10 protein-coding genes are annotated in these 14,253 nt (G+C 32.7%); all 10 read right to left on the reverse strand.

Annotated features, from left to right (window positions below; genetic code table 11):
* Positions 1 to 110: 110 nt before the first annotated feature.
* Positions 111 to 4,559: a hypothetical protein gene (locus N4A68_17315; protein MCT4566054.1), complete on the reverse strand. Its 4,449-nt coding sequence runs from the start codon at positions 4,557 to 4,559 to the stop codon at positions 111 to 113.
* Positions 4,543 to 5,295: a DUF6063 family protein gene (locus N4A68_17320; GenBank protein ID MCT4566055.1), complete on the reverse strand. Its 753-nt coding sequence runs from the start codon at positions 5,293 to 5,295 to the stop codon at positions 4,543 to 4,545. Before N4A68_17320 ends, N4A68_17315 begins: the two co-directional genes overlap by 17 nt.
* The gene (locus N4A68_17325; protein ID MCT4566056.1) at positions 5,279 to 6,802 is read right to left on the reverse strand and encodes a replicative DNA helicase; all 1,524 of its coding nucleotides are present in this window, start codon (positions 6,800 to 6,802) and stop codon (positions 5,279 to 5,281) included. The genes N4A68_17320 and N4A68_17325 overlap by 17 nt, the downstream gene beginning before the upstream one ends.
* A complete protein-coding gene (locus N4A68_17330; GenBank protein ID MCT4566057.1) occupies positions 6,796 to 7,812 on the reverse strand; it encodes a DUF2220 domain-containing protein in 1,017 nt (338 codons plus the stop codon). The genes N4A68_17325 and N4A68_17330 overlap by 7 nt, the downstream gene beginning before the upstream one ends.
* Positions 7,813 to 8,021: 209 nt before the next feature.
* Positions 8,022 to 9,317, reverse strand: a complete 1,296-nt coding sequence (locus N4A68_17335) for a TRAP transporter large permease (GenBank protein MCT4566058.1) — start codon at positions 9,315 to 9,317, stop codon at positions 8,022 to 8,024.
* Positions 9,318 to 9,342: 25 nt separating this feature from the next.
* Positions 9,343 to 9,846 carry a TRAP transporter small permease gene (locus tag N4A68_17340; protein ID MCT4566059.1) on the reverse strand — a complete coding sequence of 168 codons (504 nt, stop codon included), beginning with the start codon at positions 9,844 to 9,846 and terminating at the stop codon, positions 9,343 to 9,345.
* 88 nt (positions 9,847 to 9,934) lie between these two features.
* Positions 9,935 to 10,978 carry a TRAP transporter substrate-binding protein gene (locus N4A68_17345; GenBank protein MCT4566060.1) on the reverse strand — a complete coding sequence of 348 codons (1,044 nt, stop codon included), beginning with the start codon at positions 10,976 to 10,978 and terminating at the stop codon, positions 9,935 to 9,937.
* Between the two features lie 144 nt (positions 10,979 to 11,122).
* Positions 11,123 to 11,920 (reverse strand): 2-dehydro-3-deoxy-D-gluconate 5-dehydrogenase KduD, encoded by a 798-nt coding sequence (gene kduD, locus N4A68_17350; protein MCT4566061.1) that lies wholly within the window; start codon positions 11,918 to 11,920, stop codon positions 11,123 to 11,125.
* A gap of 19 nt (positions 11,921 to 11,939) precedes the next feature.
* Entirely contained in the window at positions 11,940 to 12,767 is an 828-nt protein-coding gene (gene kduI / locus N4A68_17355; protein MCT4566062.1) for a 5-dehydro-4-deoxy-D-glucuronate isomerase, read from the reverse strand.
* Between the two features lie 268 nt (positions 12,768 to 13,035).
* The gene (locus N4A68_17360) at positions 13,036 to 14,019 is read right to left on the reverse strand and encodes a LacI family transcriptional regulator (GenBank protein ID MCT4566063.1); all 984 of its coding nucleotides are present in this window, start codon (positions 14,017 to 14,019) and stop codon (positions 13,036 to 13,038) included.
* Positions 14,020 to 14,253 lie beyond the last annotated feature (234 nt).

The raw sequence follows: 14,253 nt of genomic DNA on the forward strand, positions 1-14,253 counted from the left end.
AGAATAGCAATATGATATCAAGTAAAATAATTAAAATAAAAAAACTGGCAAGCAATTTAGGTATTGTTACCAGTTTCTTATTCCTTATGACAATCTATAGATTAAAAAACTTACTCAGTCATAGCCACTTCAAATAATGTAAGCTGCTCTTGCTCTCCAAGCCTTATTAATGCCATAGGATCATTATCCTTAAAAAATGTATGGCGTATTTCTTTTTCCTTACTAATAATCAGACTATCTCTGTCAGCGGCGGGTCTTAGCTTACAGCTGTATACAACGGGAAAATAATCCCGTATAAATTTCCCTTCAGCATGGGCAGTTAGTGCTATTATTTGAAAACCCAGTTGCTCTGCTATAAAAAATACGGGATCTAGTACATGGTCACTAGAAGCCTTTCCAAAGGGATTGTCCATTATAACTGTACGATTTCGTTTTTGTTTTGTGGATATATGCTGTCTTTTCTCTGACAAATAATTCAATACCCCTAAAAACAATGCCATATTTTTACTCCACTTTTCTCCTCCGGACCATTTATTCGATCTTTCCCATGAGTGGGGCATGCCGCTTATCCTACCATCATTAGTTACTTTACGGCATTTTATCCTTATTTGGTTTTGCTTCATTACATTTTTTAGGAGCTGCTTAGCTTGAAGCCATTTTTCAATATTTTTTTTCATAAGCACATAATCTTCATTTCCCTGTTCATCCTTGAAATTATTACTATCTAACTGACTTAGCATCCAATCTATATGCCTTCTCAGCTCTTCTTTACCCTCTTGCTCATCCCAATCTGGAACATCAAATAAGTATATTTCTCTCCATTTATCTTCTATTTTAACCTTTGTTTTCTTTGGTATTAATCGAAGTTCCCCAGCAATATCACATATATAAGTATGCAGATGATTGATGAAGTGCTGAAGGTCTTTATCGTATTCCCTCATATGGTCCTCTGAAATCTTAATAATTCTTGATATTCTATCCTCCATCTTTGATTGCCAGTCAAGGACTTCACTATATTTGTTCTTAGTTTTAATACCTGATACAGCCATTTCCTTAATCTTAATATCATATATTTTTTCTTCGCAAAAAATTATAAATTGATTCCTATGTTCCCCTACCCTTTTCATCAACCTCTTCAAATTCTCTTGATGCAAATCAAGCTCTTTTATTAAACCCCTAACAATCTCTAATCTTTTGTAGGGATATTCCTGCTCCATTTCCGAGGACAATGTTTTAGTATTTATTTCTTCCACAAGATAATTATATTTTGTATTGTACTTTTCAAACTCAGTTATGGCTTCATTTATTTCCTTTAATTCCTTTGAAAATTTAGTTTTCATTTTATCTAAGTATTTACCCTCTTTATCAATATCAACTTCCTCATTCTCTAATTCTTCTTTTACAATGGGTAGTAGCCTTGTAAACACAAATATTTCTTCATAGACATCATGGAAATCTTTTTTTCTTAGCTCGTATTCCTTTAATTTATCCTTATATAACTCCTCTGCCCTTTCAAATTTTAAAGCTATTTTATCTAAAGATTCTTTATCATTACTTATCTCGTCTATTAATCTATTAATCTGCTCTTCTCCCTTTAATGGAAAGTTGAATTCTTCATTTATTAAATATTTTGCTAACTTACGCTTATTTTTTAAACCCCTTTCAAAATTTTCTTTAGCTGTCTTGGAATTATTAAGGGATTTTTCTATATCCTCTCTCCCTATTTGCTTTTTATTTAGTCTATCCTTAAGATGCTGACGTTCTTCTTCTAAGGCTTTTTTGCTTTTATCTGTATAGGAAGATATTTCACCTATAACCTCATTATAAAGCTTATCCTGTCTTATCATATTTAAGCTTGCATTATTTTCCCTAAGATCTTCTTTTATATCCCCAAGGGTATCTTCAGTAACTTTGACTTCATTGCTGACTTTTTTCGTATCAATTTCAATTATTTTTATTTCTTCTTGTACTCTAAATAATTCTTCCTCGGATTTCTTCTTCATGCTTTTTTTATCTGAATAGTAATAAAATTTTTCAATCTTACCTGATAGTAAATTATGCTCTCCTTGGAATTCACTGAGTTTCCTCCGATGATTTGATGTTTCTTCTTCTATTTGCTTTAATCTATCTTCCTTTGAATTAATTTTCCTTTGAACTTCATCAATGGAGGTTCTCAATTCCTTTAAATTTTCTTGAAGCTCTTGATGATATTCATAGGGATATTTGTCATAAAATCTTTTTAAATCCAGTAAATATACCTCATATCTATTATTTTCATTTTCCTTTGCCCTACGTTCCTTAGATGTGGCATCGGCTACTGCCTTTATTTGATTTTTCCATGAGATAAAGTTCCTTTGATCCAAATTTTCTTTCCATAAATATGGAAAAATGTGTCTTTCCTTAAGGTTTCCTTTGTTATTTATAATATTTCTTGCTTCATTATCAGTAATAATATAAACTGGATGGGTTAGAACATCGATCTTACCTTCTATTTTTTTTATTAGTTTATTTATTTCACCTTGGGTTGTAACTACAGTTATGGCCCAATAGGGATAAGAATTGTAAAGCTCAGTTTCTGATATTCCAAGGGTCTTCGCTACTCTCCCCACATATATTGTTCCTGTTTCAAGTAGATTAAATTGATTTTTCCAAGCATCTATTAAACCTTGAAGGGGTGGATCAGCGGTAAAATAATCATTATTCCCATAATCATCATAAAATCTATATGCTTTACGTTCCCTTTGAAATAGCTCCTCTTTCTGAGTTCTTAGTTTTTCTATTTCACCTTCAAAATAGCTTAATATCGTTGGTTGCTTAATGTACAAGGAACTAAAATAGTCCCAATCTAATCTAAACTCCTTTAATTTAAGTAATAGCTCATCATGTACTTCAGTCAATGCCTCTATCCCATTATTTTTTGTGTTCTCTTCTTGTAATAGGTTTTTCAGTTCATCTCTAAGGGGAGATAATGTATTAGATATTGTTTGTTTTTCTTCTTTTATACTACTTATATGGTCATTTGTCATATTTATATTTTTATCTAAGTCCTGGATTCTTCTTTTCCATTTGATATTTTCTTCTTCAATATCCTCATTTTGGGCATTATCTAGAACCTGTTTACATACTTTATCCATATCGTTCCTGTAGTTTTTTATATTTGCTTCTAGTCCGGCCCTTTCGTTGTTCTTTTTCAATCCATCTTTTTGCAGTTTTTGTAATGTATTTTTATGAATTTCAAGGGCTTCTCTATATCTATCAATCTGACCTTCTATATAATTAGCATTTTTTAAAAGCTTGTTTTCTTCTTCCACAAATATTCCCTTAAGCTCTGAAGAATTTTTATCAAGTTTTTCTTGAATATCTACTATTTCTTCATCCTTATCAAGCTCCATAAGCTGATTTTGATAAAGAATTATGGCATCTTTATTTTCCTTTATTTCCTTTTTGAGCTTTGCCACTTCAAGATTCATGAGTTTTTTTTCTTTAGCTTCATATGCTTCCCTTATATGGTCATACTCTTCCTTTTTCGTATTATATTTATCTTTCCTATGGGTTAACTCTTCATTTATTAATGCAAGCTTATATGATGCTTCTTTTCTATTGAATTCCTTTATCTTTTTTTCTAGCTCACCGTGGGAGGCATTATTTTCTTCGATTTTACTAGTAATTTTATTCCTTTCATCGGTACTGAAATCATATAAAGCCTTTGCTTCTTCCTTTTCCTTTATAAAGTCATGCTCGACCTTATTCAAATCAGTAAATGTTCTTACATAATAGCCTATTTGCTCCTCTACCGCCTTACTTTCTTGGATTCTAGCCCTCAGCTGTTTATGCTTTTTAAAGTATTCTCTATTTTTTTGAAATATCTGGGCAAAATCCTTTGTACCCTTTCCAGCTAAGGCTTCCTCAATCGTCGGTATTAGAAGATTATCCACAAGCTGTCCAGTAGTCTTACAGCCATCAAAAAAGCTTTCTACTCCACCTTCAGCACTATTTATAATGGCTATTCGCTTCCATTCTGAAGATATTATTTTATAATAATCTTCAATATATTTGTGATAGTCCTTTATGGTATCGAAGAGATGGGCGTTCATATATTGATTCTTCATTTGCCCATAATATTCATTCATTTCTTCTTTACTGGAAGGACGAAGTCTGCCATTAGTTGTTTTCTTTGTAAAGGGTATATTTTCTATGGAATGCTTATCATTGCTCTCATATTCATACACGTATTTATATGAATCAAGTCCCTTTTTACTAGTGAAAAGGGTAACAGCTGTAACTACATACTTTCTAGGTCTTTCATTGATTATCCACTCTATTGCTATATGGGCTGAATTACCCTCTAGGGATAATGTCTCCTTTATTTTTCTATCTGCCAAATCGGAATGGGGCAACACTGCCTGTATAGCAGTTTGTATCAATACTGTTTTACCACCACCATTTTCCAGTAGTATAGCTCCATTATGTCCATCAAACTGAAATATGTCATCGTTATATCTTTTTCCTCCGCCCTCGTATATTACATTTGTAAAGCGTATTTTAGAAATGGCTGGCATGTTTTTCTTTCTCCTTTCTCTTATCCAGTTGATACATAAATTCTAGTATTCCTCTATTGTATTCTAATTCCATATAATATCTCTGAATGATGGTTTTAGTTTTTTCAGTTAATTCTATTTCATCATTTCCTATATCTTTAATTAATTCCTGGGCTTCTAAAAACCTTTTTACTGTATTAAGAAAGCTCAATCTACTAATTGTCCTTGCATTTTGGGCCTTAACATTTTCCTTTAGGTCATCCATTGCATCCCATTTTTCAACTATTGCCACCCAATTATACTCATATTCCTTCTCAAATTTCTTTAATTCCTCAATATCCAACTCCTTTAATGAAAATATCCTTTCATTAACCCCCAAGAGCCAATCTCCTAATGATATGAAATCCCTTGTGGCTTCCATGGTTTGATAGCTATCATAGAACTCACCAAAAAGTATTATAATCGTGACATACATCAAATATATATCTAGATTTACAGCCTTAGAGGGTAGATATATACGTTTTATAGTGTCATTAGATACATGGAAAATGGAATCTATAGATATAGGTATAAGATATATATAATCCCCGGCTGAAACAATAGTGCAATCCATTTCCTTAGCAAATTGATCCACTAAGCCCCTTATGGCATCGTCCGCTAGATATAACCTTAATTCATCGTTTTCTCCGTATCCCTTAACCGATAGTTTTGAATATAAATTAAAGGCTTTTATGACCTGTTCATGATGATACAACATTATCCCTTTCCCCCAGTCTTAGTCTAATATTTCCTATACTATACCGATGGTTTTCATTTATCACTCCATTTATCTCATTAGCTTCTATGGTTTCAAATTTGCCCTTTAGTAAATTTTTAACTTCTCCAAATAATGGCGTAATCTCCTCTTCTTCTGATTCTACAATTAACAATGGCGAATGCTGATGAAGTATAATCCAAAAATCATAAAATGACCGATAATTTAGCATTTTACTATATTCTTTATGTTCTTTCATATACTTAACAAGTTGCCCAAGGGTTATTTCATTTCTACCATCCATTATATCCAGAATCATTTCCATTATCTTCTTGAAGTTCTTTCTTAAAATAGTTTTTTCAGCATCCAGCATGTCTTCCTCATATACATCTGGAAATTCGTCAAAATTCTCTTCCTGCTTTTCAACCTCAATTCTTTGGGTACTAAAGACAGTAAGAGGAGACCATGCATCAAATTTTTCCGTGAATAGGAAGGGTTCTATTAATCTACGGGAAGCTTCTAGGGGTAATGGAGAAGAAAGCATTCGACTTGTTATATCTTGATTAAAGTTAAAAGAGTCTATTCCAACATAATATAGGGACTCTTGAGCCGCATCAAGGGCGCTGGTTTTTAATATGATACTTTCCTCCAAAAGCTTTTTATGCTGATGGTGAACTTCTCCAAGCTCACGATCGATTTGAATTATAAGTTCATAGGTATCGTGTTCCTTTTCTTCCCTTAACTCATATCCTATTCTTTCCTTGGTATCTCTTACAAAACTTCTTAATTCTTCAAACTCCTCATTTTCTCTAACTAACCTTTGATTTACATCCTCAATAATTTCTTTATATCTTTTATAGGTTTCATCGGATATTATATTACGTTGTATTTCATGTTTTATATTTACTATTCGATCCTTAAGATTCCTTACATCTATTGACATCTCATCTATTTGCCGGAGGGCACTCACAAACTCTCCCTTTTCTAACTGCTTTCTTAACACTAATTGATTTATAGAAAGTTGAAATTCACTAAAATATTCTTTTGTAGCAAAAACTAGCTCTAACCCTTGTTCATCCAAGGTGTAATATTGGGTATTGTTTTCTATATCTGATCTATCCGCCTTTAGAATAGAATACTGTACTATTTCTTCCCGTCTTGTGTTCCAGTTATAGAAGCTTCTAAAGCTTCGTTTTCCACTGGTAGGTCTAAAGGTCTCTATTATTGTTCTAGCAACCCTTTCAAAACCATCTAAGCTTAAATCTATTTCCCCTTGATTTATTTCAAAGAAGAACTGGGCAAGCTCCTTTACTCCGGTTTTTCTGTTCCTAGTGAGCATATTTTCAAAAAAGAAAAGGAGAGTCAAAAGCCCTAAACTATGATAATCAATAGTTTTATCGCTATTATCCCTGCCTTTTTTATTTTGAAGCTTGAATAATGGATCAAAGAGGGCTAGTCTTTGTATACGCTCTTTATAGTTCTCCGTTATAGCTTTCATATTTATTACCATCGAAACTTCCTCCAAATATCCTGTAATTCCCTTTTATTCAATCCTTCTTGAGGATAATATCCCTTATTTTCTAGGGTGTATTTAATATTATTTTGATTATCCTTATCAAAAAACTTCAAAAAATTATTTAAGGCTTCTTGATTTTTATTTTGATTTTCTTTTCCCTTTGCACTATTCTTTTTTACAAGCTCTCCATAAAAATCACAGGCAGGCTCTATAGGTACCTTTTTATTTAAAGCATTCCAAATAGCTATTCCCTCAAAATCTATATCCCCAAAATAATACAAAGTATGTTTTCTGCCCTCTAAGGATAGCTGTTTTTCAAGGTGTGAAATACCCGATATTATTTTCCAGCCAGCTCCATAGATCAATGTAGTAAACTTTGTACTATCAAGGGCACTTAGTAATCCATAGTAGGTTGCTTTATTCTCTACGATAAGATGACTATACTCCGCTTGTGAAAAGTTTTTAGGATTTACGGCTAGCATAAGGGGATCAGGTTCATTATTGATTTTAAGCTTGCTAAGGATACCAAGTCTTTCTAATAGTACCTTGCCTCCACCTTCATCAATCCATTTCTCATCTCCTACTAATTGGAATGAGCGTTCTTGTGGGGTAACGTTACCGGTAGGAAATCCCTTTTCATTGAGATAAATATCGATCATCTTAATATATGCTAAATCATTTTTCCATTGCTGTTCACTTAAGGATAAGAAAGAGCTGAGATTAATATCCTTATGGACCCTTAATTGAAAACATTGTATTTCATCTATAAATGTTTTTCTTAAAGCATATTTGTTTAATCGATATGTATTTGCAAGGGGTATAGGCTTATTATTTTTCCCATGTTCCTTTATTTCCCTAAGTATATCTAGTTCAATAAGTCTATTTATCTCCCCAGCAAAGACTTCATAGGCTATATCCCCAGAAAACAATTTTTCCAATTCGCCTAGGGAAATAGTTTTTTTATTCTTTAAGGATTTTAAGAAGGACAAAATTTTTTCATTCATAATAATCACCTAAATTCTTAGTCTATTGAGGAAATTACATAACGTTTATATAAAATAATTATACCATTTTATTTAGGACAAGCTTTAAAATAATAAAAAAACTGGCAACAATGAATCCATTGCTGTCAGTATACAATAAAATAGAATCCTCTATTATTTAAGGATTCTAATATAGATTTAGATTCTATAGCCTTTAAAAACTTTAATTCCTACAATAATCCCGATATTTTAGGAAGCCATAAAGATACCTGGGGTACGAATGTAACCAAAAGTAATATGAAGAAATTACATGCTAAAAAAGGAATTGCATTTCTAAAAATATCTACAATAGATAAATCACAATCTCTTATTTTAGTACATGCATTTAAACACATACCTAGGGGAGGAGTAACTAACCCCATAGCCAATCCTACTATCATTATGGTTCCGAATTGTAGAGTATCTACCCCAATGGAATTCATAATCGGTAACAATAAAGGTGTTACTAACAAAAGGGCTGGGGTAACATCTATAAACATACCTATTAAGAGTATAAATATATCAAGCATGAGTAAAATCCAAAACTTACTAATATCTAGATTCATAAAGAAATTTGATACTGTATTTGGAAATTGCACCATGGCCAATATCCAGCTAAATATCATGGAAAACCCTATAACTATCATAACAGAGCTAGAAGATAGGACGGTTCTCTTCAATATCCTAGGTAAATCCTTTATTTTTAGTTCCCTGTAAACAAAATATCCAATAATGAATGAATATAATACCGCTACTCCTGCAGACTCACTGGCAGTAGCAATACCAAAGGAAATGGTTATAACAATCAATACGGGCATTATTAAAGCCAAAATTCCTTCCCTTGCTATATTAAATATATTTTTATGCTTTAATTCTTCACTTAAGTCTAGTTTATAATTGTTTTTCTTAGATATGATTTTTGAAATAACTATCTGGCTTCCCCCTATAAGTATCCCTGGGATTACTCCTGCCATAAACAGGGCCCCAACCGATGCTCCAGATATCATTGAATAGGTTAGCATAGGAACACTAGGAGGTATTATCATTCCCATGGTAGAGGATGCGACTGTTATACCTGCTGAAAAGCCTCTACTGTAGCCTTTTTTAACCATCTGAGGAATCATAACTGATCCTATAGCAGATGTATCGGCAACCGACGACCCAGATATTCCACCAAAAATCATACTTGCAAATACATTTACTTCTCCTAAGCCTCCTTTAATAGGCTTTACAGTGAATAAACTAAAATCTATTATTCTTTTTGTTATTCCTCCTGAATTCATTAATTCACCAGCCAATATAAATAGGGGTAACGCTATCATTACATATATGTTGGTTCCAGCCCAAATTCTTTGAGGAATCATTTCTATAAACCCTGGATTTGTGAACATTAAGAACAATATACTTGACATACCTAATGAATAGCATATGGGTACACCAATTATTATAAATACTAAAAAAAATAATAAAAGAAATATTACATTCATTTGATAAATCCCTCCATTTATACTGCTAGCTTCCAACACTCTTTTGATTAGATAACTTGCCGCTTAATATATCCAATACTACACTTTTGATTTTCCATACCTCATAGAATGCCACTAGAATACAGCTAATAGGAAACATGGCATAAATCATCTTATTGGGTATTCGCATACCAGGGGATAAAACATTTCCCACTTTTTGTATCCATACAATGGAAGCTCTAAATACTATTATTTGGACAAAAATTACTATGAGCCCAATAATCACATCAGATATAGCCTTTCCCCTTTGCCCATACTTTTCAGTCAAGAATTCTATCTGTATATGTTCATTATGCTTAACTCCCAGCACAAGTCCAAAATAAGTAGTAGCCAAAAATAGGATTGTTATTAATTCTTCTGTCCAAACAAAGCTTATAGAAAAAACATATCTTAGAATTACACAAAGGATTACTAGAAAGCTCAACGACCCCATTAAGGATATACATAAAAATGATAAGGCTTTATTCAATATTTCTTCAACTCTATCCATATTTTCACCCACTCAAGCATAGTTTAATGGGGGTGCCTCAGGGATTATATTTTGAGACAACCCCAATATTAATTATATTTTATATTTTTTACTTTATTGCTTTGATCTCATCTATTAAGTCTTGACTAAAGTATTTCTTTTCATTGATAAAGTAATCATAAACAGGCTTAGCAAGCTTTCTAAACTCCTCTATTTGTTCTGGAGTCAACTCAGTAATTTCAACGCTATCCTTTATTTTTTCAAAGGCTTCCTTATTTCCTTCTATCATCATTTTGTCACTTATTACCATCATATCTTCAGCAGCTTTAGTCAGAAGTTCTTGATCTTCTTTACTCAACGTATCAAACCATGATTTTGAAACATAGAATGGATCTGGATGAACTTGATAGTTTATTACGGTTAGATATTTTTGAACTTCATTAAACTTCATGGATTCGATATTCACAAATGGATTTTCCTGTCCATCAGCTACTCCGGTTTTTAAAGCCATATAAGTTTCAACATATGGAACGGAAACTGGATTTGCACCTAATGCTTCCATAGTTTTGATTATACTTTCAACACCAGGGGTTCTAATCTTTAATCCCTTTAGATCTTCAGGACATTGTACAGGTCTTACATTATTTGTTATATTTCTAAATCCACCTGCATCACCGGTAGCTAAAATAACTATATTGTTTTTCTCGGCAGCCTTTGAAATCTTTTGTCCTACTTCTCCCCTTGCAGCCTTTTGGAAGCTTTCTACATCATCGAAAAGGAAGGGCATAGTATATACTAAAAGTTCAGTTGCAACATCATCAAATCTACCTGCTCTTACCCCTTGTATAGAACCCATCTTAACGGCTTCTATCATTTCAGGCTCATTTCCTAACTGACCCGATGGATATATCTCAACTTGTATTCTTCCATTTGATCTTTCCTCAACTATTTTCTCAAATTCTAAGAAAGATTTATGTCTTGGAGTAGTGGTTGGTTGTGAATGGCCTACCTTCATCACTATCTGTTCCTGTTTTTCCTTGGCTTTAGCATCATTTGAAGTAGTTTCACTAGAAGCCGGTTTTTGTGAACATCCTACCATCAATCCCATAATCATTATTACGGCTAGTAAAATACTAATACTCTTCTTTAACATCTTAAGTTCCTCCCTTTTATTTAAACGTTTTCCCCTTCTATAAAGACTTGAGCAAAAGTCCTTACATACATCCAAAACTCAAAAAACATACAGTACTTAGATATATATATTGGATTTCACTCTATAATCTCTATAGGAGGAAATTTATCTAACCAGCCAGCCACCATCTATAGCTAAAATATGTCCATTGACATAATCTGAGGCTTTACTAGCTAAAAATACTACAGTACCCATTAAATCAGATGTTTCTCCCCATCTTCCTGCAGGTATCCTACCTAAAATTTCTTCATTTCTTTTTTCATCGGCCCTTATAGGTGCTGTATTAGCCGTTGCTATATATCCAGGAGCTATTGCATTTATTTGTATATTTTTATCAGCTAACTCATTGGCAAAGGCCTTTGTAATCCCTGCAACTCCATGTTTACTTGCTGTATATGGTGGAACAAATTTTCCTCCTTGAAAGGATAGCATAGAAGCTATATTTATAATTTTCCCACAGCCTTGCTTCACCATATGCTTAACCGCACTTTGACTTAAATAATACACCGCATTTAAATTAATATCTATTACAGCTTCCCAATCCTCATCCTTATATTCTAAAATAGGAGATCTTCTTATTGTTCCTGCATTGTTAATAAGTACATCTATTCTTCCAAATCTTTTTATGCATTCATCTATGGATTGTTTCGCATTTTCCTTCTTGGAAAGATCTGTCTTTATAAACTCCACTTTTTGTCCTAATCCTTTGATTGATTCATTGATTTCTTCCCAGTTATCTTCATTATAGCTAATTATAAATATATCTGCTCCAGCCTTAGCTAATGCCATGACGTATGCAAGTCCTAACCCTGTATTACCTCCGGTTACTACTGCAACTTTTCCCTTTAATGAAAACATATCCAAGGAAAAACTTTCACATAATTCGCTTAAATTATAATCCATATATAAGCTCCTCCCTTATCTATTTTAAATCACAATTATTTATATGATCCATGTCAGAAAACACTTGATTTTCTCCTACCATACCCCATATAAATGTGTAGTTAGCAGTACCAACCCCGGAATGTATTGACCAGCTTGGAGAAATAACTGCTTGTTCATTTTTCATTACTATATGTCTAGTTTCTTCAGGTTTTCCCATCAAATGGAATACCAATCCATCCTCTGGCATATCGAAGTACATATAAACTTCCATTCTTCTTTCATGGGTATGGCAAGGCATAGTATTCCAAACATTGTTTGGTTCCAATATAGTCATTCCCATTGAAAGCTGACAGCTTTGACAAACCGCTGGATGAACATATTTATATATGGTTCTTTTATTGGACTGTTCTAAGGAACCTAAATGCTCTGGCTCAGCATCGCTTATATTAATTTTTTTCATAGGATATTCCTTATGTGCAGGAGCGCTATTGAAGTAAAATTTAGCTGTTTTTTCAGAATCTTCGCTACCAAATACTACTTCCTTCACACCCTTGCCTATGTATAATCCATCCCTTGGATTCATCTCTATTTTCTCTCCATCAGCTACTACATATCCCTTGCCTCCAATATTGATTATTCCTAACTCTCTTCTCTCAAGAAAATAATCTGTGCCAAGGCTTTTACCACCTTCCAATTTAAGGGGCTCTGTAGGACAAGCTCCTCCAACAATTATTCTATCAACATGGCTATATACGAGATTTATCTCATCCTTCTTGAATAAATCCTCTATCAAAAAGTTTTCTCTCAAACCCTGTGTATCAAGTTCTTTTCCTTCTACAGGACTAACACTATACCTAGTATCCATTTTATATTATCCCCTTTCACTACTTTTGATACTTTTATGATACTATAGTGCCATAATAAATGTCAATATTTTTTGTTGTTTTAATATAGATTTTTATTTTTTCGCTATATTTCAGCGGTTAAATGACACTTTTAAGACTAAAGTGTCATGATAAAGATACTTTAACTGAAAATGACCAGTGCTGAAGTCTTTACTCTTCATACACAAAGGAGTATTTCCAAACCAAAGTTCTAATAAATAAAAGCCATAGTTATTTAATAACTATGACTTATATTTGACGTACCGATTCTCGCTCTATTATTGAGTGACTTAGAAATGCCTTTATAGTAGTAAAATCGTATTTTATAATATTTATAAGCTGTTCTACGGATTTTTCTCCAAGTGATTTAAAATTCACCTCCACTGAAGTTAACGGAGGCACACTATATTCAGCCATATTTACATTATCCATTCCTACTACAGATATATCCTCGGGAATGGAGAATCCCATGGTTCTAGCAATATTGATAAACTTTATTGCCTTTGAATCGCATATACCAAAATATGCAGTTGGTCTATCCTTAGAAACCAATATATTTCTTATGGCTTTTTCACTTTCCTTACTATCCTGTGAAATTATTATATGTTTATCCTTAATTTCAATATCATTATCCTTCATAGCCTTTAAGTATCCATTTATTTTCAATTCATCAACTAACAATTCCTGGGGATTTCCTATAACCAAAATATCTCTATGCCCCTTATTTATAAGATAATTAACTACATCATAGGCAGCTTTTTCAAAATCAACACATACATAACTTATATCGGGAATTTCTATTCTATGGTTTATAAAGATATGGGGAATATTCTTTTTCTTTAAGAACTTTGCTTCTCTAATCTCATCCTCTTTGTTTTTACCTATTATCAATACTCCTTTATTGTCACTCTTGACCCAGTTGGAGTAATCCTCATCGATTTGCTTTCCGGACCTAATAACAAGGTTCACTTTTATATCCTTTTTTTCACATGCCTCCATTACTCCTTGAACCATCTGGGTAAATCCTTGGAAATGCATATATTCTGGAGATACGCTTATTTCAAAATTTAGATTGAGACTCTTCGTGAGCTTATCCATTTTATAGTTTAAGTCCTTCATAGCTTCTACTATCAATTGCTTACTAGATTCCCGTACATTGTTTCCGTTTAGAAATCTAAACACAGTACTTCTAGAAACTCCAGATTTTTTAACGATATCATCTATGGTAGCCATTTAATACACCTCTTAAACTAGTATTGATTCAAAGTATCTGTTTTTTGATACTGTTGTATCTTTTTATATAATATCATATTTTATGGTATTTTAAACATAAAATTGTTCAGTTACACAGGTAAGGAAATTGCATAACTCTAACTTGGCTAAGTTGCATAATAAATGTGGTATGCCTCTAGGGCATTTAAGACTATATGTAGCAGTAAGTTTTTGAGGATTGTAATTATGCAATTC

The organism is Maledivibacter sp. (genome assembly GCA_025210375.1).
In the GTDB taxonomy this organism is placed as follows: Bacteria; Bacillota; Clostridia; order Peptostreptococcales; family Caminicellaceae; genus JAOASB01.

What these genes read in the sequence shown, in the direction of transcription:
- N4A68_17315 (MCT4566054.1), bottom strand. Translation starts at nt 4,559, where the DNA reads ATGCCAGCCATTTCTAAAATACGCTTTACAAATGTAATATACGAGGGC.
- N4A68_17320 (MCT4566055.1), bottom strand. Translation starts at nt 5,295, where the DNA reads ATGTTGTATCATCATGAACAGGTCATAAAAGCCTTTAATTTATATTCA.
- N4A68_17325 (MCT4566056.1), bottom strand. Translation starts at nt 6,802, where the DNA reads ATGGTAATAAATATGAAAGCTATAACGGAGAACTATAAAGAGCGTATA.
- N4A68_17330 (MCT4566057.1), bottom strand. Translation starts at nt 7,812, where the DNA reads ATGAATGAAAAAATTTTGTCCTTCTTAAAATCCTTAAAGAATAAAAAA.
- N4A68_17335 (MCT4566058.1), bottom strand. Translation starts at nt 9,317, where the DNA reads ATGAATGTAATATTTCTTTTATTATTTTTTTTAGTATTTATAATAATT.
- N4A68_17340 (MCT4566059.1), bottom strand. Translation starts at nt 9,846, where the DNA reads ATGGATAGAGTTGAAGAAATATTGAATAAAGCCTTATCATTTTTATGT.
- N4A68_17345 (MCT4566060.1), bottom strand. Translation starts at nt 10,978, where the DNA reads ATGTTAAAGAAGAGTATTAGTATTTTACTAGCCGTAATAATGATTATG.
- kduD (MCT4566061.1), bottom strand. Translation starts at nt 11,920, where the DNA reads ATGGATTATAATTTAAGCGAATTATGTGAAAGTTTTTCCTTGGATATG.
- kduI (MCT4566062.1), bottom strand. Translation starts at nt 12,767, where the DNA reads ATGGATACTAGGTATAGTGTTAGTCCTGTAGAAGGAAAAGAACTTGAT.
- N4A68_17360 (MCT4566063.1), bottom strand. Translation starts at nt 14,019, where the DNA reads ATGGCTACCATAGATGATATCGTTAAAAAATCTGGAGTTTCTAGAAGT.